The sequence below is a fragment of the Aeromonas sp. FDAARGOS 1404 genome, assembly GCF_019047085.1.
In the GTDB taxonomy this organism is placed as follows: Bacteria; Pseudomonadota; Gammaproteobacteria; order Enterobacterales; family Aeromonadaceae; genus Aeromonas; species Aeromonas veronii.
In genome coordinates, this window is the sequence record NZ_CP077237.1 from 1331819 (window position 1) to 1348824 (window position 17006).

Genomic DNA, 17006 nt, shown 5'->3' on the forward strand with positions numbered 1-17006 from the left:
GGTCAGTGACCGCTTACTGGCACATCACCCGACCAGCCAGCGGGCCCCGGCTTGGCGGCCTCCAGCTGCACCAGACTGATGGTGCGCTCCCAGAATCCCCCCTCGCAATAGGCGAAGTAGAAGTGCCACAGCCGGATGAAATCCTGGCTGTAACCGAGCTTGGGCAGCTCGGGCGCCAGCGCCAGAAACCGCTCGCACCAGTGAGCCAGGGTGCGGGCATAGTGATGGCCGTGATCGTGCAACCGCACCAGCTGCATGTCAGTCTCCCGCGCCAGCAACCCCGCCATCTGGGAGACGCTCGGCAAGCAGCCACCGGGGAAGATGTAGCGCTGGATGAAATCGACTCCGCGCAGATATTGGGCGTGGCGCTGATCGGCGATGGTGATGGCCTGAATGAGCAGGCGGCCACCGGGCTTGAGCAGCCGTGACAACTGGCGGAAATAGTCGGGCAGGAAGGCGTGCCCCACCGCCTCGATCATTTCGATGGAGACCAGCTTGTCATAGGTGCCTTCCAGCTTGCGGTAATCCTCCAGCAGCAAGGTGATGCGATCCCCCAGCCCCTCCCGCGCAATCCACTCCTTGGCATAGTCATGCTGGGCCCGGGAGATAGTCGTGGTGGTCACCCGGCAGCCATAGTGGCGGGCGGCATAGACGGCGAGGCCACCCCAGCCGGTGCCGATCTCCAGCAGATGATCGTCAGGCCCCAGCTCCAGCCGCTCGCAAATGGTGCGCAACTTGGCTTGCTGACCCTCTTCCAAAGTGGCCTCGGCGCTCGGGTAGATGGCGCTCGAGTACTGCATATGGCTGTCGAGAAACCCCTGATAGAGGGTATTGCCGAGATCGTAGTGGGCGGCGATGTTGGAGCGCGAACCGGTCAGGGTATTGCGGTTGAGCCAGTGGCGCACCTTGTTGAAGGGGAAGCTGAGCCAGCCGAGGCGCCGTTCGAGGGAGTCGAGCAGGGTCAGATTGCGGGCCAGCAGCCGCACCAGCGCCACCGGATCCGGGCTGGTCCAGAGTCCCTCCACCCAGGTTTCTCCGGCGGCAATGCTGCCCCCCAGCAACAGGCGACGATAGAAGGCAGGATCCTGCACCACCAGTTCGGCATGCAGATCGGTACCCGCGACGCCAAAGCTGTGGCGCTCACCGCCATCCCGCAGCAGCAGCTGGCCATGTTCGAGGCGACCCAGCAGATTGAGCAGCAGTTGTCTTGCCCCCTTGTCGATGAAAGAGGCAGAGAGGGTTGATTGAGCAAGTTCCATTAGCGGCTCTCCGGATGGGTAAAAATCGGGGTTCGTTTAATAAATAGACGCAGGGCCTGCCAGTAGATCCCGAGCAGCACCTTCATGGTCATCCATGGCCAGCGGGCCAGCAGGGCCACCAGCCCCTTGCGCGACAAGGGTTCGCGAGTGAGCGCCAGGGTGGCGTCAAACAGCTTGGCTTCACCGGATACGGGATGACTCTCGATATGGATCAGAGTCTCCTGCGCGGGCGGCCTGATCCGCCAGTGATAACGCATCGCCAGCCCCATAAAGGGGGAGACGTGAAAATCCTTGTCATGGGGCGCCAGCGCCGCCAGATCGAGCAGGTAGTAGTGACGCTCGTTCCAGGGGGTGTTGGAGACCTCTGCCAGCAGATAGCGCGCCTCGCCCTGCCGGTAGCAGAAGTAGAAGTTGACCGGGCTGAAGTAGAACCCCAGACAGCGCACATTGCCGAGCAGCAGTACCCGCCCATCGGGCTCGGCATCGCCACCCAGTTCGCTCACCTTCTGCCACACCGCCTGCTTGAGGCTCCCCTCGCTGCCCTTGAGATAGTCATGGCGGTGAAACGAGAGCAGCCCCGAGCGCTCCACCCCGAACCAGCGCCCCTGATCGAGCTGCGGCAGCTCGTCGAGATCCAGTCCCAGCATAAAAAGGCTGTAGGAGAAGGCGTGAGCCCGCGGTGCAAAACGGCGGTGGCGCACCGAACCCAGCCAAATGGCGCTGGTAACACCGGCCAGTTCGTCGGCACGCTCATGTTCGGTAGCCACGGTGGCGCCGTTCATAGCTCGGCTCCGAAGCGCCTGGCGACATCCAGCGCGCTGCGCACCCCATCCTCATGGAAGCCGTTGTACCAGTAGGCACCACAGAAGTGGGTGTGCTGCTGGCCGCAGATCTCCGCGCGCCGCTGCTGGGCGGCGATGGAGGCCTGATTGAACACTGGATGGTGGTAGACGAAGCGGCGCAGTACCTTGCTCTCATCCACCTTGCCCTTGGGGTTGAGGCTGACGCAGAAGGGCTCCGGCGAGTTCACCCCCTGCAGGATGTTCATGTTGTAGCTCACCAGCGGCCGCGCCTCGTCATTGCCATCGAGCTGATAGTTCCAGCTGGCCCATGCCTTGCGGCGGGTGGGCAGGCAGCGCGCATCGGTATGGAGCCAGACATCGTTGGCCTGATAGGGCATGTCGCCGAGGATGGCCTGCTCCCGCTCGCCGGGATCCGTCAGCAGCGCCAGCGCCTGATCGCTGTGGCAGGCGAAGATCACCTCGTCAAACCGCTCCTCGCCGTAACTGCTCTGGATCACCACACCGTCCGCGTCCCGCCGTACGCTCTGCACCGGACAGGCGAGGCGGATCTGCGACTGCCAACCCGCGGTAAGGGGGCCGATATATTCCCGCGAGCCGCCCGGGATCACGTACCACTGGGGGCGATTGGCCACATCCAGCAGGCCATGGTTGGCAAAAAAGCGCAGGAAGAAGCCAAGGGGGAAGGCGCGCATATCGGCCAGGGTCGATGACCAGATCGCCGCTCCCATCGGCAAGATGTAGTGGCGGGCGAAGTAGTCACTAAACTCCCCCGCCAGCAAAAAATCCCCCAAGGTCAGCTCGGGGCCAGCACCCTGATGTTGACCATCCGCCAGCCAGGCCCGTGCCTCCCGGTTGAATCGCAAAATCTCGGCGACAAAACCGTAGAAACGGGGGCTCAACAGATTGCTGCGCTGGGCAAACAGGGTGTCGAGGTTGTGACCGTTATACTCCAGCCCCTCCGGGCTCTTCACCGAGAAGCTCATCTCGGCCGGTTGCCGTGCCATGCCGATCCGCGCCAGCAACTTCAAGAAGTTGGGGTAGGTACGATCATTGAAGACGATAAAACCGGTGTCGATGGCATAGCTGCGGCCAGCCTGATTCACATCGACAGTGGCGGTGTGCCCCCCCAGAGTCGGCGCCGCCTCGAACAGGGTTATGTCATGGAGTTTGTGGAGCAGAAAACCGGCGGTGAGCCCCGAGATCCCTGAACCGACGATGGCGATCTTTTTCTTCATGAATGGCTTCCTTTCGATACGAGTGCGCGGCCAAGGCGCAGCCAGAGCCCCACCGGTAGCGCACCAAGCAGGCGCAGCAACCAGATGAAACGGCGGGGAAAGTGGATCTGGTGACGACCAGCGGTCAGCCCGTCCATGATGGCGCGGGAGGCCTCTTCCACCGTCACCAGACAGGGCATGGGAAAATCATTTTTGGCGGTGAGCGGCGTCTGGACAAAGCCGGGGCGGATCAGGGTCACCCCGATCCCTTTGCTGGCCAAATCGAGGCGCAAGGTATCCGCCAGATAGTCGAGGGCCGCCTTGGAGGCACCATAGGCCTCGGCTCGCGGCAGCGGCAGCCAGCTCACCGACGAGCTAACGATGGCCAGCCGTGACCCAGCCCCGAGCAACGGCAAGAAGGCGGCCAGCGCATGGCCGGTGGCGGTCAGATTGGTGTCGATGACACGGGCAAACAGCTCGCTGTCAAACCCCTCCGCCACATCCATGTACTCGCAGTTGCCTGCGTTGAGGATCAGCAGATCGAGGAATGGCAGCGTAGCAGCCACCCCGTTCATAGCGGCCAGATCACGGGCATCGAGCTGCAGCGGCGTGATGCCTTGCAGCCCCAGCTCCTGCAGCCGTTCACCATCGCGGCCACAGCCCCACACCTGCCAGCCTGCCCGCCGGTAATCCAGCGCCAACTGGCGACCGATGCCGGAGGTCGCACCTGTGATCAGCACCCGGCCGCTCATGCGCCCAGCCTCATCTTGATGGTGCGCACCACGGGCCCGAGCAGCGGCAACTGCTCGTAGAGCATGGCGCCCAGGTCAAAATAGTCCCGGTGCTGGCACACCTTGCCCGCCTCGTCGAATTCGAGGCGGGTGGCCCCCTCCACCGTCACCGGCTCACCACCACGCAATCTGGGGTGAGAGAAGGTCATAGTCCAGCCGAGCCAGGCCTGCCGCCCTTGCTGCTGCTGACTGGTGATGACGAAACGGCAGTAGGCGAGGCGCTGATAGAGGGCGGCAAAATAGTCGCCAAGGGCCGCCAGCCCCTCGATACGGTGGGCCGGATCAGTAAAGACCACCTGTTCGGCATAGACCTCGGGCAAGCGGTGCAACTGCTGTTTGTCCAGTTGCTGATAGAGTCCAATAAAGCGGGCCAGCGGCTCGTTCATCCTATTTCTCCAGAGAGCGAAACATCTCGATGGCTCTCACCCGGGCAACGGCGTGATCCACCATGGGTGCCGGATAATCACGTCGCCCCTTGAGTCGCAGCCAGTCGTGGGGCTGATGCACATAAGCGGCAGGAATATCGGCCAGTTCAGTTACCCAGGTACGGATAAACTCCCCTTGTGGATCAAATCGTTGCCCCTGAGTGGTGGGGTTGAAGACCCGAAAGTAGGGGGCCGCATCGGCGCCGGTACCCGCTGCCCACTGCCAGCCGCCGTTGTTGGCCGCCAGATCGCCATCGATGAGCCGACTCATGAAGTAATCCTCCCCGAGCCGCCAGTGAATATGGAGATCCTTGGTGAGAAAGCTCGCCACTATCATCCGCAGCCGGTTGTGCATCCAACCGGTGGTATTGAGACAGCGCATCGCTGCATCGACGATGGGGTAGCCGGTGCGCCCCTCACACCAGGCGGCGAAGGCATCCGGGTCCCAGCTCCACGGCAAGGCGGCAGTCTCCGCCTTGAAGGGGCGATTCATGGAGAGAGTCGGGATCAGCAGCAGCAGGTGGCGATAGAACTCGCGCCAGACCAGCTCATTGAGCCAGACAAAACCGGGCTGGGCCTTGGACTGGGGCCGATAGCCGAGCCGCTGCTGGAGCGCCGCCACGCACTGACGGGGGCTGATGATGCCCGCCGCCAGATAGGGGGAGAGCACAGACGTGCCCGCAATGGCAGGAAAATCCCGGGTCTCCCCATAGTCGAGCACTGCCTGCTCCAGAAAAATGTTCAAACGATGCAGAGCTTCTGCCTCCCCCACTGGCCAGCGGGGATCCGCCGTCAGCTCGCCGAGCGCCTCATCAACCCACGCCCGCTCGGCCAGCGACTGCCACGGCAACGACTCGCCACGGGACGCAGGAGCTCGATGAATGACAAACCCCTCTTCATCGAGGGCCTTGAGCCAGGCGCGGCTGAAGGGGGTGAAGACCTTGAACATCTCACCCGAGCCGGTCAGCACCCGCCCCGGCGGCAATACGCAACAGCCGTTGAACCAGTGACAGCTCACCGCCTGCTCAGCCAGCGCGGCGCTGACGGCATGGTCGCGGCGCTGCTCATCGATCTCGATAGCCTGATTGGCATAGAGCTGGGTCACCCCCTGCTCGCGGCAGAGGTCTGCCAACGCAGCGGGCACCTCGGCAAAAGTCTCTACTCGCAGCAGATGGAGCGGGATGCCGAGGGCCGCCAGCTCGCGCCCCAACTCATCAACCTGCGCCAACATAAAGCGCTGACGGACGGGTGCCATTTTATGCTGCCGCCACTGGGCAGGAGAGATGATAAAGAGCGCGGCGACCGGTTCATCACCGGCGCAGGCATGGCGTAGCGCCGGGTTGTCGGCAAGGCGCAGATCATTGCGCAACCAGACCAGTTTCATGATTTTTTCCTCCCGCGTCCGCTGGTGCCAGCAGCATCTGGGGCATCCGCCATCAGCTCGGCAAGGCTCGCCTGCCAGCCATGCGCTTTAAGCCACTCATCGTCGTAGAGGCGCCCCAACTCGCCAAACAGACGCGTACCGGCGGGCCATCCGGCGGCCAGATCCTGCTTGCCAAGCCCAGCCCCCAGCAGCACCAGCCAGGGGGTAACGGCACGCCCCTCCAGCAGGCTGGCATAGCGCGGTTCCACCGCACCCAGCAGTTGCACCTCATAGCCCTGACCGATCAGCTCGTAAGCAGTCCACACCAGATCGAGGGGGCCGACCTGTCCCCAGCTCGCCAAGGTGATCGGCACGCCCTTCTCCTGCTCGATCAGGTGGCGGGCGAAGCGGGTATGGAGCCAGCCCAGCCACACCTGTTGCAGCAGCTCGCCATCCGGCCGCTCGCGCCACAGCCCCAGCAGCCGCTCCACCAGCGGTTGCAGCACCCGGCTGCGCACCAGATCGAACGGGTAGCTCGCCAGCAGATCGTTGAGCTCGGCCTCCGCCTTGCGCTGGTTGAAGGCGAGTAACGCCTGACTGAACTGCTCCAAGGTCTGCTGCCAGTGATCGCTCACCGGCTCGGAATGGGGTTCGCTCAGGAGCCCCTTCACCTGCCCGATACTCACTCCCCGCTCCAGCCAGCTCAGGATCTCGCCGATCTGGCGAATATCCTGCTCGCTGTAGAGGCGGTGGCCCTTTTCGGTACGGGCCGGCTGCACCAGACCGTAGCGGCGCTGCCAGGCGCGCAGGGTCACGGCGTTAACGCCGGTGAGACGGGAGACCTCGCGAATGGGGTAGATCCCCTCATCAGCGAGAGGAGCAACTTCTTGCGGTAAATCAGACATGACAACGTCCATCAAACAGAGGGGTAAGGCTCCCCGGCGCAAACCATGCGCCGGGGCAATAGAACGGATTCAGAGCCCGTAACGCAATTTCAGCGTATCGGGGTGCGGATTGAGATAAACCTGCTCGGCGAGATAGGGATTGGGGTACTCGCGCAGGTAGTGGCGGATCAGGGTGAGCGGCACCAGCAAAGGGAAGATGCCGGTGCGGTACTTGTCGATGGTATCGGCAAGCTCCTGCTTCTGGGCCGGGGTCAGCACCCGCTTGAAGTAGCCCTGCAGGTGCATCAGCACATTGGTGTGGCTGCGACGGTTGGCCCGCAGGGTCAGCGCCGTCATCAATCCCTTGATGTAGTTGTCGGCCACCTCCTGCAAGTTGGTGGACTTGCCCAGATTGCCGAGCAGCTTGCCGAGCGCCCGGTAGTGGGTGGTGGCGTGGGAGAGCACCAGATACTTGTAGCGGGAGTGGAAGCGGATCAGCGCAGAGGCGGTAATGCCGCGGGCGCAGAGTTGCTGCCAGTCATGGTAGGCGAAGACCCGCAGCACGAAGTTCTCCCGCAGGATGGGGTCGCACAGGCGGCCATCCTCTTCAACCGGCAGCAGGGGGTTGGCCTCCATCAACGCCTTGGCAAAGAGGCCGATCCCCTCCTTGGCGCTCCCCTCGTTGTTGGCGCCATAGACCTTGACCCGCTCCATACCGCAGCTGGGTGATTTGGCACAGAGGATATAACCGGAGATGAAGTCGAGCTGGCGTGCCTTCTGCTCGCTGAAGGCAATCAGCTTTTCGGTGACATCGAAACTACCGTTGCTCGCCTCGGCACGGATCTCGCCGTTGCGCTTGACCAGCCGGATGGCGGCGCGAGGCGCCCCTAGACCAATGGCCATCTCGGGACAGACGGGGTGATAGTCAAAGTGAGCGCCAAGATCCCGTTCGCAGAAGCTGGAGCGCTTGTGGCCCCCATCGAAACGTACCTCTTGTCCCAGCAGGCAGGCACTGATACCGACTTTAATCTTGTACATGATGACGCTCCTTGTATAAGCATTGATTCAGTTATAGCAGTTATACAAAAAAATGAAAGTTGTATAACTATTTGCGACTGATACGACACAAGGAGAAAAAAGGGATCACCGGAAAAAGAAAAAACCCATGGCGAACGCCATGGGTAAAAATCAAGACACTACGGACTACGGGAAGGAAAATTAGAAGCTGTACTTCACACCCAGGCTGGAGATGGAACCTTTTTGCAGATCCCAGTTGCGATAGGTGTAATCGGCAGTCAGCGCCCAGTTCTGGTTGAGCTTGTAGGCACCGCCCACCTTGAAGTCGTGCATATCGTCGGTCATGTTGGCGTAGCGATAAGCGGTGGAGAGCTCGACATTGCCGATGTCGTAGCGCAGACCCACTTCACCGTACATGCTGCCGCTATCTTTGCGAGCAACAGCATCCCACCCTTTGTTAGCGATATCGCTGGCAAGTTCACGCTCCAGCATGTAGCCGGTCACACCGGTTTCACCGTAGAGGTTCAGACCTGTGCTGAGCGGGGTAAAGACACCGACACCGATGCTGGAGATCGACATGCTGTCGTTGCCGTTGCTGCGAGAGGTGTATTCAGTGCTGCCGCGACCATAGAAATTGGAGCCGAAGCTCTTGGAGAGATCCAGGCTCAGACCGCCAAAATCACGGGTTCCTTTGCTGTCATTGCTGAAGGTACCGCTGAGATAGTCGGATTTGGTGTGCGCCCAGGTGGCGGAACCCTTGGCGTAGCTGAAGGCATCCTGCGCCATGACGGAAGTAGAGGCAAACCCGGCCAGAACCAGAAGAGAGACAGTTGCTTTTTTCATGATGATAACTCCATGTGATTGGGCCCGTTGCTAGCGAGCTGGTATGGAGTCATTGTGCGATCAGGTTCCCGGCTTGCCGAGCTGCAAGCTGTTGCAGAACCATGTCAGATGTAAGCAGATATTGCAGGGGGTGTCAGCGGCAACAAGTTGCCGGCCCACACGGTTTGCATGGGCCGGAACAACGCCAAATCAGCGGAAAACTACCTCGTCAATTTCGACCCTCACCAGCGGCTGACCGGTCAATCCGGCAGGACGGGGGATCTCGAGTGCCAGTGACGGACGGGCTTGCCCCTTGCGCAGATAGGTTTCCGGCAGGCGGTTCTCGGCAACCCAGAAGCGGGCCTCCTGACGGCTCAGCTGCACCCCGTCAGCACTGAACAGGGTCACCATGCCACGCACCCCGACTACATTGCGGGTGCCTGTATTGCTCACCATAAAGGTCAGCACCAGCGGGTCAGATCCCTCGATCTTGTCCAGCTTGACCACCACACCGTCACGCGCCATCTGGGCAAGCAGTTCCGGATTGGCCTTGGCCTGATCGGTCAGCACCGGAGCAGCGACGGCCACCACGGCCCCAGCCTTCCCATCAGCAGCCATGCCCTGTACGGACTCGGCCGGTTTAACCACCAGATACTCCCAGGTGAAGTCGTCGTTAAGCTGAACCTGCCGACCATCGGGCAGCGTCACCTGAGAAAGAGGGGCAGCCTGCGCCAATACGGGGGAGAGGCACAGGGCAATCAGCAGACGGGAGAAGGGTTTCATAGGGCGAAGCTCGGTAACGGATGAAAGGGCGACAGTATAAACAGTCCCGTCGCCCCTTGCCTATGACAGCACTCACGTTCTGGCACTCGCATCGCTTGCCCGCAGGCTAGATGGCGAGATCGTGCCGCTCTTTCTGTGCCATATCCAGGGTCACCAGATCGAACTTGCTCCCCTTGAGGGCGGACAAAATATCCGATTGCATATCAAAGGCCTGCGCACGCTGATGCTCGGGCAGACGCACCCGGGCCAAGGTGGTGGAGCAGTCACACAGGGTATGGAAAAAGACCTGTGCCTCGTCCAGCCCCATGTCGGCCAGCATCTGCTCAGCCTGATCCACCATTCGCAGATAACGCTGCTCAAGCTGCCGTGGATTGGTGAAGCGATTGCTGAGGCAACCATTGCTCCCCTTGCCCCAACGACCGAGCTGACGCTTGTTGAAGCCGTAACGATAATCGCGGCGCATCAATCCGTTGTCGGCAAAAAACCAGATTGAGTTGGCAGGCAGAGACCCGAACTGGGCAAGATAATCATCACGCTCCTCCACCGCAGCCGGAACCAGCAACGGCAGATGAGTCCACTCCGGACGAGTCTGCACATACTCACCAATGCGGCGAACCGGGTCGATCAGCCCTTCAATATTTGGCAGGCGATCGCAAAAGACGATCTCGTCACTCTTGATGACCCAGTGATCGATGCCATAACGCTGGCAATAACGGCGGGCACGGGCCACTTCGCTGCGACTGCGGGTCGGATTATCGAGGGTAATTGCGTGGATTTTCACACCGGCAGCGCGGCACAGCTCGATGCTGTAGCAGGATTCCAACCGTCCCGAAAAAGAGACAACCAGCTCGTCAAAACTTGCCAGTCGCTCAATCAGCAGCTGTTCCCTGGCTTGAAAAGAGTGATCATATCCCTGATTCAGTACAACTACATTGGCACCCATTAAACAGCTCCGGATGATGAACAGGTGCAGTATTGTGCGGCAAACAAACTGAATAGACCCTTAAAGAGTCTGGTTAAAATTAAAACTTGATGATTATTTCCTGTGATTCTGCTGCTAAATCTTCATTTTGGGCGTCATAAATTCGTAATCTTGCTTGGTGAACCCGATGGGCTCGCAAGAAACCCTGTGCCTGATCCAGCGAGGTGAAGGTCAGGCGCCCTCCCTCGCTGTCAGTCAGGCAGAGGCACTCCCCTTCTGCCTCAACACAGAGCTGATAACCGCTGCCATCCTTGCAGGCGATGATCAGGGTCGCCTCGGGATAGTGACTGAGCCAATTGCGAAACCGGCCATGCTCCATAGTGCTCCTACAGGGGCATCACCCCTTGCCGGTGGCGGGCAAACAGCCCAGCTCACCCAGTTGCTGACGACAACTCGCCGCGTCGGTAAAGACGATCCCCCTGATACCGAGGGCCTCGGCGGCCGCGATGTTGGCGGGACTGTCATCGATGAAGAGGCACTCTGCCGGTTTCAGATCGAACGACACCAGCAGATAGCGGTAAATATCCGGCTCCGGCTTCATCATCCGCACCCGCGCCGAGACCACCTTGCCGCTGAAGAAGCGCCAGAAATCCTGATGCTGCTCCAGCCAATCGATGCTGGCATGGCCCATGTTGGAGAGGGCATACAGGGTGTGCCCCGCCCCGTGCAGCTCGGCTATCAGGGTTAGCATAGCGGGATCTGGCAGCAGGGAGGCCGGAACGGCCTGTAAAATGGCCAGATTCTGTGCCGCCGAGAGGCCGGTGCGCGCTTGCGCTTCCCGGGCCATGGTGTGGAGCGACATGGTGCCTCTGTCTACCTCCAGCCAGTCCGGGTGGTTAAAGAGCTGCTCGGCCAACTGTTCAGCCCCTTGCGGGCCACGCACGGAACGCACTATGCCTACCGGATCCCAGCTCACCACCACCCGTCCCAGATCGAAAATAATCGCCATCGTCTTTACCTCCCCCACTGGGTGTCAGTCATCAAAACAGAGTCAATAGAACATCGCTCATACACCATTTTCTTAACCGGATACCCTGCCCCCATCCCTGCCCGCGGGCAAGTTTTACTTGCATCAGACCGGCAAATCCCTTAATGGTTATGACGTTACTTCAAGGACACACCTATGCACGCACCATTCTTCTTTGCTTTCTCGTTTATCCGGCCCGCTTGAGGGAAGGCCTGTCGTCGTGTGAACAGAAAGCAAAGACGAATCGAGCCTCCCCTAGCGGAGGCTTTTTTTTGCATTAATATCAATCGATTACTTGGATAGGGAACAATCATGGCAACGCTCGACGAGATCAGACAAGACATCACCCGGTTGGATCAGGAGCTGCTTGCCCTGCTGGCGAAACGCAAGACCCTCAGCATCGAGGTCGCCCGTGCCAAGCAAGCCAACCCGCGCCCCATCCGTGACCACCAGCGTGAGCAGGAGCTGCTGGTCGCCCTGATCCAGAAAGGGCGCGTGCTGGGGCTGGATGCCCAGTACATCACCCGTATCTATCACACCATCATCGAAGACTCAGTGCTCTCCCAGCAGGCCTATCTGCAGAGCCTGCTCAACCCGGAGCAACAGGAGCCGATGACCAGCGTCGCCTATCTGGGGCCACGCGGTTCCTACTCCAGCCTCGCCGCCCGCAAATATCTGGCGCGCTACAAGGATCAGGTGATCGAAGTAAACTGCCAGAACTTCCGCGAAGTGCTGGATGCGGTGGAGTCAGGTCGCGCCGCCTTTGGCGTGCTGCCCATCGAAAACACCAGCTCGGGCTCCATCAACGAAGTCTATGACGTGATGCAGCACACCAGCCTCTCCATCGTCGGCGAGCTCACCTACCCCATCGAGCACTGCATTCTCACCGCCGTGCCGACCGAGCTTGGCCGCATCAAGACCTTCTATGCCCATCCGCAGGTGTTCCAGCAGTGCTCCCACTATCTGAGCAAGCTGGAAGGGGCGCGTCACGAGATCTGCGACTCCTCCTCCAGTGCCATGATGAAGGTGAAAGAACTGGCCAGCCCGGAGGCCGCCGCCATCGGCAGCGCCGCCGGGGGCGAGCTGTATGGCCTGGACGTGCTGGCCGAGCAGCTCGCCAACCAGAAAGAGAACTACAGCCGCTTCATCGTAGTGGCGCGCAAGCCAATCGATGTGGCACCGCAGATCCCGGCCAAGACCACTCTCATCATGTCCACCTCCCAGAAGCCGGGTTCGCTGGTCGAGGCGCTGCTGGTACTGCGCAGCCACGAGATCAACATGACCAAGCTAGAATCCCGTCCGGTGCAGGGCAACCCGTGGGAAGAGATGTTCTATCTGGATGTCTCCGCCAACCTGCAGACCCCGGCGATGCAGGCCGCACTGGTGGAGCTGACCAAGATCACCCGCTATATCAAGGTGCTTGGCTGCTACCCGAGCGAGGATGTGAAACCCACCGCAGTGCCGCCGGTGCTGATGGGGAGCTAACCAGCCCACAACGACAAAAGGCGAGCATCCTGCTCGCCTTTTGTTTTGATGCCGGTTTTCACGGCAAGCCCATCAACTCAGAACTGACCGGCCATCAGCTGGTTGATGTTGTAGAGGGCACGGGTATCGAGCTCCATCTCGGTGGCATAGGTATTGCCGCGCGGATAAGAGGCAACCACCCGGGCACCACGCACCACACCGGCGACCGACACATCCAGCGAGTTGGAGGTCTGGGTCAGGTCACGATAGCTGCTCTGGCCGCGCACCTGCTGACCATTGAGCTGCTCGGCCAGCTCGCGATATGCATCCATTTTGGAAGCGCGAATGGCTTGCAGCATCTTCTCCGACTGGGAGGGGCCGGGCTGGATGTCGATCACCGCATAGCCCACCGCCTTGAGCACCGGAAAATCATCGGGCTTGCCACCCTGGGTGTAATCCACCACCCGGTTGTAGCTGCAACCGGTGAGCAAGAGTGCCAACAGGCAACCAAACAGGATCTTCATGACTCGCTCCTCACGGGGTCAGGTTGACCAGATGACCGCCCGGCCGGGCCTGACTGTCACGCATCAGATAACCGCGATTGATCGATGCCCGACCAAACGAATTGTTGGCACCGAACAGATATTTTTGCGGGATCAGGCTCTGGGCAGTGGTCTCCACCATCTTGGTGCGCATGTCGATAACGCGGGCATTGACCAGAATTCCCTTGCTGTTGCGGCTGAAGGTGCCGACCAGAATGCGGGAGATCGGCAAACGGGAAGAGAGCTCCTTGTAGTTGCGGCTCAGCACGAAGTCACCCTGCGGCGTCACCTTGATACTGCCGGTCAGCTTGAAGTCCACCACCACCTCGCCACGACGGTTGAGCTCGTAGATAAAGCTCTCCTCAATCTGCTGCCCCATCCAGTTGGTATCCTGCAGGGTGTCGAGATCAACGAAAGAGGCCACCGCGATGGGCTCGGTCAGGGTGGTCAGCGATTTGCGCTCCATCAGCTGGTCGGTCATGCGCGCCACCAGCCAGTTGAGCTCCATCCCCTGCGCCGCCTGGCGGGGGTCACCCTGATCCCGATTGATAGGGTCGGAGCCGCACCCGGTCAATGCCAGGGCAAGCGCCAACGCCGTGATGAGTTTGTTCATGGATACCTTTCCTGTATCTGCACCTGACTTATTATCGGACGCGCCGGACAAAGCTTGAGCCGGGAATGAGGCATGATTCTTGCTTTTTAATGGACATCGTCAGCGCCAACGTGCGCTGCCACTTGGAACGTGTTGTGATCCATGTCGGCCAGCAGGCGCCATTTCCTCAAAATGGCGCGGCTGCCCGCCAACTCAAGGTATCTGCTATGAAATTACCGCTGCTGTTGACCCTGCTGCTGGCCAGCCTGAGCGCCCGCGCCGAGCTTATCGAAGCACAGGGCAGCGCCGCCATTCTGGGGGGCGATGAGGTCTATGCCCGCGAGCAGGCAACCCGCGACGCCCTGCGTCAGGCGCTGCTGGCCAGCGGCGCGGCCGTTTCCAGCGTCCAGCGTCTGGAAAATGGCAGCCTGCGATCCGAGCAGATCCAGATCCGCTCCGGTGGCGACATTCGCCAGTACCGGCTCAAGCGGGAAGAGGTGCGCAACGGCCGCATGTATATCACCCTGGTGGCCGACATTCAGGCCGAGCGCCAGATCTGCCAGACCCAGCACTTCGCCAAGGATTTGACACTGGTCAGGCTGCGGATGCGTTATCCGGACCAAGCCAGCTACGGCGCCATGGACGACATGCCGGAGAACCTCTCGCGACGACTGTTCGAGACTCTCGCCAACGCGCCGCAAGGGGTCGCGGTGCGCCAGTGGCTGGATGAAAACCTGCGCATCGATCCGCTGCATCTGCAACAGGGGGATCGCAGCGCCCTCGAAGAGATCAAGGCCCTCAGCCTGCGCACCGACAGTCAGTATCTGGTACTCGGCAGCATCGATGATCTCTCCATCGAGCCGCAGGGCAACCAGCTGACCAGCTGGTATGAGGATCCCGTACGCAACTTTCGCATGCAGCTCTACCTGTTCGATGGCATCAACGGCACTCTGGTCAACCGCAAGGTCTACGAAGGGCGCGCCACCTGGACCTTTGGCAAGCGGGAGCAAGTGGGCAGCAGCAGCGGCCAGTTCTGGCAGTCAAGCTATGGCCAGGAGGTCAACTACCAGTTGCAGCAGGCGGCTCAGGATCTGGTAGCCCAGCTCACCTGCGCCCCGGTCACCGCCCGGGTAGTCGGCCAGAACGAACGCGGCCCCTACATCAATCTGGGACGACGCAACGGAGTCAAGCTTGGCGATCAGTTCCGCATCCAGCACAACGCTGACTTCATCGACCCCTACGGCAAGTCGCGCATGATGCGCAACCCGGCCGACGGCCTGTTTGAGGTAGTACAGGTATTCGACGATGGCGCCATCATCAGCAGCCAGAACAAATATTCGCCGTTTAACATCCAGAATGGGGATTTGGCAGTATTGGAATAAGAATCAAGGGTTTAAAAGGGAGTTGCTTCTTGTATAATGCCCGCCACACAGCTCCCGTAGCTCAGCAGGATAGAGCGGTCCCCTCCTAAGGGACAGGCCACTGGTTCGACTCCAGTCGGGAGCGCCATATAAAACAAGGGGTTGGCATCATCACGATGCCAACCCCTTGGTTGTTTTTGGCCCTGGCGTGCTTGTGAGCGTCGTATTACCCCATCATGCGCTCAAAACCCAGGGGCTATGGGATAACACAGTGGCCCTGAAGGGCCACTTGCCTGTCAAGCTATCAGCCTTTTTGCCAGATAGTGGCGATCTTGCCAAACCAGTGCTCAGAGAGTTTCTGCGCTTGTTTGACTTCCGGCTTGGTCATCGCTGCTTCCAGCTCATCACGAGCCTGCACGGCTTCTGGCATCCCTTCTGTTGCCGCCATAGATAACCAGGCATAGGCATGTACCCGGTTGCGCGGAGCCCCCAGTCCCTCTTCACGCATGGTCCCCATACGGTATTGAGCCATCCGGTCACCCTGCTGGGCAGCCAGACGATACTGCTTGAGTGCCAGCACATAGTCCTCTTTACCGCCCAAACCCTGCCGCAGCATCTCGCCATAAGCATATTGAGCCAGGGTATGACCTTGTCCAGCAGCTTTGGCATAGCTGGCTCTGGCTTGCTCCAACTCCCCCTGCTCTTGCTGCAACTGCGCCAGCTCGAAACTGGCCTTGGTGATCCCGCCTTCCGCAGCCAGAGTCAACCAATGCTGCCTGGCTACGCCATCTGTTTGTTGCAAGCTCAGTTGGTACTCCGCCTCATGCGAGCCATGAGTCACAGCCAACTCCAACCAATATCTGCCCAACGCAGGATCAGCTTGCACCTGATCTCCCGCCAGATAAGCAACACCCAGCCATAGTTCAGCTTCGGCAGAACCCGCATTGGCAGCCCGCTGATAAGCCGCGAAAGCATCAGTTGGTGTAGCCTGACGAGCCAGCAACAACAAGGCATCCGGCTGCTGCTGGGCGGCAGCCTTCTCAAACCAGCGCTGGGCAATATCCTGGCGTTTGCTCACCCCTCTCCCCTGCTCATAGCGCTTGCCCAGCTGATACTGAGCGTCACGATTGCCCAGCTCTGCCGCTTTTTCCAACCACTTGACGGCATCCTCATCCGCCCCCTGCTGCTTGGCATACCACTGCCCAAGGATCAATTGCGCCTCTGCATGATCCTGTTTGGCGGCTTTCTCGAACCAGTCGAGGCATTCACTGACCAGCTTGCCCTGATGCTGCTCCTGACACATCAGGCCCAGCTGATAGCTGGCATTGCTGTTGCCAAGGCGAGCAGAGCGCTGCCACCACTGGGTAGCGAGCGTCGGGTTTTTGGGCTCCCCGAGTCCGGCCTGATACCAGTCACCCACTTGCCAAGCAGCATTGGCGCGGATCTGTTTATCGGCGGCCAAGGGGCCAGACTGCTCTGCCGCTTGCTGCATCCAGTGCATTGCATTGGGGTAATCGGGCTGACTGGCCAGACGTTTGGCCAACTCATATTGAGCCTTGCCATTGCCCTGAGTGGCGGCTTGGGATAACTCGGCGTCAGTGAGTGAAGTTGTGGAAGAGCAGGCTGCGAGCAGGCCGATCGCCAGCGTCAGCCATAAGAGTCGATGGGTCATGAGAAAATTCTTCGTAGAGTTAAAAAGGAACGGATGAGGTGCTGCTGTATTGCGGACTAATCCGT

18 protein-coding genes, 1 tRNA gene and 1 other annotated feature are annotated in these 17006 nt (G+C 60.3%); of the genes, 3 read left to right on the forward strand and 16 right to left on the reverse strand.

The features are described from left to right. Positions 1–2 precede the first annotated feature (2 nt). The 13 genes from I6L34_RS06050 to I6L34_RS06110 all read right to left on the reverse strand — a co-directional run bounded on the left by I6L34_RS06050 (position 3) and on the right by I6L34_RS06110 (position 11292). Complete coding sequence (locus I6L34_RS06050; RefSeq protein WP_005343660.1) at positions 3–1259, reverse strand: cyclopropane-fatty-acyl-phospholipid synthase family protein; 1257 nt, start codon at positions 1257–1259, stop codon at positions 3–5. After that, a complete protein-coding gene (locus tag I6L34_RS06055; RefSeq protein ID WP_216956173.1) occupies positions 1259–2041 on the reverse strand; it encodes a DUF1365 domain-containing protein in 783 nt (260 codons plus the stop codon). The genes I6L34_RS06050 and I6L34_RS06055 overlap by 1 nt, the downstream gene beginning before the upstream one ends. Further along, positions 2038–3297, reverse strand: coding sequence for an NAD(P)/FAD-dependent oxidoreductase (locus tag I6L34_RS06060; protein WP_216956176.1), 1260 nt, complete (start codon positions 3295–3297; stop codon positions 2038–2040). Before I6L34_RS06060 ends, I6L34_RS06055 begins: the two co-directional genes overlap by 4 nt. After that, entirely contained in the window at positions 3294–4028 is a 735-nt protein-coding gene (locus I6L34_RS06065) for an SDR family NAD(P)-dependent oxidoreductase (protein ID WP_216956179.1), read from the reverse strand. Before I6L34_RS06065 ends, I6L34_RS06060 begins: the two co-directional genes overlap by 4 nt. Continuing rightward, positions 4025–4453 (reverse strand): nuclear transport factor 2 family protein, encoded by a 429-nt coding sequence (locus I6L34_RS06070; RefSeq protein WP_129504593.1) that lies wholly within the window; start codon positions 4451–4453, stop codon positions 4025–4027. Before I6L34_RS06070 ends, I6L34_RS06065 begins: the two co-directional genes overlap by 4 nt. A gap of 1 nt (position 4454) precedes the next feature. Then, positions 4455–5876, reverse strand: a complete 1422-nt coding sequence (gene phrB, locus I6L34_RS06075) for a deoxyribodipyrimidine photo-lyase (protein ID WP_216956181.1) — start codon at positions 5874–5876, stop codon at positions 4455–4457. After that, entirely contained in the window at positions 5873–6760 is an 888-nt protein-coding gene (locus tag I6L34_RS06080) for a MerR family transcriptional regulator (RefSeq protein ID WP_058058238.1), read from the reverse strand. The genes phrB and I6L34_RS06080 overlap by 4 nt, the downstream gene beginning before the upstream one ends. Before the next feature lie 69 nt (positions 6761–6829). Further along, positions 6830–7777, reverse strand: coding sequence for a DUF523 and DUF1722 domain-containing protein (locus I6L34_RS06085; RefSeq protein WP_005343644.1), 948 nt, complete (start codon positions 7775–7777; stop codon positions 6830–6832). A 180-nt stretch (positions 7778–7957) separates the two neighbouring features. Next, positions 7958–8599, reverse strand: coding sequence for an autotransporter (locus tag I6L34_RS06090; RefSeq protein WP_042080712.1), 642 nt, complete (start codon positions 8597–8599; stop codon positions 7958–7960). Positions 8600–8788: 189 nt separating this feature from the next. Beyond that, positions 8789–9361, reverse strand: coding sequence for a DUF3157 family protein (locus I6L34_RS06095; protein WP_058058236.1), 573 nt, complete (start codon positions 9359–9361; stop codon positions 8789–8791). Between the two features lie 106 nt (positions 9362–9467). Further along, positions 9468–10304 (reverse strand): hypothetical protein, encoded by an 837-nt coding sequence (locus I6L34_RS06100; protein WP_042080710.1) that lies wholly within the window; start codon positions 10302–10304, stop codon positions 9468–9470. Between the two features lie 79 nt (positions 10305–10383). After that, positions 10384–10662, reverse strand: coding sequence for a DUF6482 family protein (locus I6L34_RS06105; RefSeq protein WP_005338699.1), 279 nt, complete (start codon positions 10660–10662; stop codon positions 10384–10386). 18 nt (positions 10663–10680) lie between these two features. Continuing rightward, a complete protein-coding gene (locus tag I6L34_RS06110) occupies positions 10681–11292 on the reverse strand; it encodes an HAD family phosphatase (RefSeq protein WP_058058235.1) in 612 nt (203 codons plus the stop codon). A gap of 170 nt (positions 11293–11462) precedes the next feature. Next, positions 11463–11584, forward strand: a sequence feature (Phe leader region). Positions 11585–11622: 38 nt separating this feature from the next. Here I6L34_RS06110 and pheA point away from each other — a divergent pair. Continuing rightward, positions 11623–12795 carry a prephenate dehydratase gene (gene pheA / locus I6L34_RS06115; RefSeq protein WP_005338715.1) on the forward strand — a complete coding sequence of 391 codons (1173 nt, stop codon included), beginning with the start codon at positions 11623–11625 and terminating at the stop codon, positions 12793–12795. A gap of 77 nt (positions 12796–12872) precedes the next feature. Here the strand turns inward: pheA and I6L34_RS06120 are convergent, their stop codons facing one another. Together I6L34_RS06120 and I6L34_RS06125 are read right to left on the reverse strand one after the other, a co-directional pair. Next, entirely contained in the window at positions 12873–13298 is a 426-nt protein-coding gene (locus I6L34_RS06120) for an LPP20 family lipoprotein (protein ID WP_005349622.1), read from the reverse strand. A 10-nt stretch (positions 13299–13308) separates the two neighbouring features. Continuing rightward, the gene (locus I6L34_RS06125; protein ID WP_005338718.1) at positions 13309–13929 is read right to left on the reverse strand and encodes a FlgO family outer membrane protein; all 621 of its coding nucleotides are present in this window, start codon (positions 13927–13929) and stop codon (positions 13309–13311) included. Between the two features lie 206 nt (positions 13930–14135). Here I6L34_RS06125 and I6L34_RS06130 point away from each other — a divergent pair, with 206 nt between their 5' ends. Together I6L34_RS06130 and I6L34_RS06135 are read left to right on the forward strand one after the other, a co-directional pair. Continuing rightward, positions 14136–15290 (forward strand): flagellar assembly protein FlgT, encoded by a 1155-nt coding sequence (locus tag I6L34_RS06130; protein ID WP_058058270.1) that lies wholly within the window; start codon positions 14136–14138, stop codon positions 15288–15290. A 50-nt stretch (positions 15291–15340) separates the two neighbouring features. Then, positions 15341–15417 (forward strand) — tRNA-Arg (locus I6L34_RS06135). A 156-nt stretch (positions 15418–15573) separates the two neighbouring features. On the opposite strand, the gene I6L34_RS06140 is transcribed toward I6L34_RS06135, so the two are convergent. Next, positions 15574–16941, reverse strand: coding sequence for a tetratricopeptide repeat protein (locus I6L34_RS06140; RefSeq protein WP_058058234.1), 1368 nt, complete (start codon positions 16939–16941; stop codon positions 15574–15576). Between the last annotated feature and the right edge of the window lie 65 nt (positions 16942–17006).

Coding starts and splice junctions, on each gene's coding strand:
- I6L34_RS06060 (WP_216956176.1), bottom strand. CDS start 3,297: ATGAAGAAAAAGATCGCCATCGTCGGTTCAGGGATCTCGGGGCTCACC.
- I6L34_RS06085 (WP_005343644.1), bottom strand. CDS start 7,777: ATGTACAAGATTAAAGTCGGTATCAGTGCCTGCCTGCTGGGACAAGAG.
- I6L34_RS06090 (WP_042080712.1), bottom strand. CDS start 8,599: ATGAAAAAAGCAACTGTCTCTCTTCTGGTTCTGGCCGGGTTTGCCTCT.
- I6L34_RS06130 (WP_058058270.1), top strand. CDS start 14,136: ATGAAATTACCGCTGCTGTTGACCCTGCTGCTGGCCAGCCTGAGCGCC.
- I6L34_RS06120 (WP_005349622.1), bottom strand. CDS start 13,298: ATGAAGATCCTGTTTGGTTGCCTGTTGGCACTCTTGCTCACCGGTTGC.
- I6L34_RS06105 (WP_005338699.1), bottom strand. CDS start 10,662: ATGGAGCATGGCCGGTTTCGCAATTGGCTCAGTCACTATCCCGAGGCG.
- I6L34_RS06050 (WP_005343660.1), bottom strand. CDS start 1,259: ATGGAACTTGCTCAATCAACCCTCTCTGCCTCTTTCATCGACAAGGGG.
- I6L34_RS06110 (WP_058058235.1), bottom strand. CDS start 11,292: ATGGCGATTATTTTCGATCTGGGACGGGTGGTGGTGAGCTGGGATCCG.
- I6L34_RS06055 (WP_216956173.1), bottom strand. CDS start 2,041: ATGAACGGCGCCACCGTGGCTACCGAACATGAGCGTGCCGACGAACTG.
- I6L34_RS06140 (WP_058058234.1), bottom strand. CDS start 16,941: ATGACCCATCGACTCTTATGGCTGACGCTGGCGATCGGCCTGCTCGCA.
- I6L34_RS06125 (WP_005338718.1), bottom strand. CDS start 13,929: ATGAACAAACTCATCACGGCGTTGGCGCTTGCCCTGGCATTGACCGGG.
- I6L34_RS06100 (WP_042080710.1), bottom strand. CDS start 10,304: ATGGGTGCCAATGTAGTTGTACTGAATCAGGGATATGATCACTCTTTT.
- phrB (WP_216956181.1), bottom strand. CDS start 5,876: ATGAAACTGGTCTGGTTGCGCAATGATCTGCGCCTTGCCGACAACCCG.
- I6L34_RS06065 (WP_216956179.1), bottom strand. CDS start 4,028: ATGAGCGGCCGGGTGCTGATCACAGGTGCGACCTCCGGCATCGGTCGC.
- I6L34_RS06070 (WP_129504593.1), bottom strand. CDS start 4,453: ATGAACGAGCCGCTGGCCCGCTTTATTGGACTCTATCAGCAACTGGAC.
- pheA (WP_005338715.1), top strand. CDS start 11,623: ATGGCAACGCTCGACGAGATCAGACAAGACATCACCCGGTTGGATCAG.
- I6L34_RS06095 (WP_058058236.1), bottom strand. CDS start 9,361: ATGAAACCCTTCTCCCGTCTGCTGATTGCCCTGTGCCTCTCCCCCGTA.
- I6L34_RS06080 (WP_058058238.1), bottom strand. CDS start 6,760: ATGTCTGATTTACCGCAAGAAGTTGCTCCTCTCGCTGATGAGGGGATC.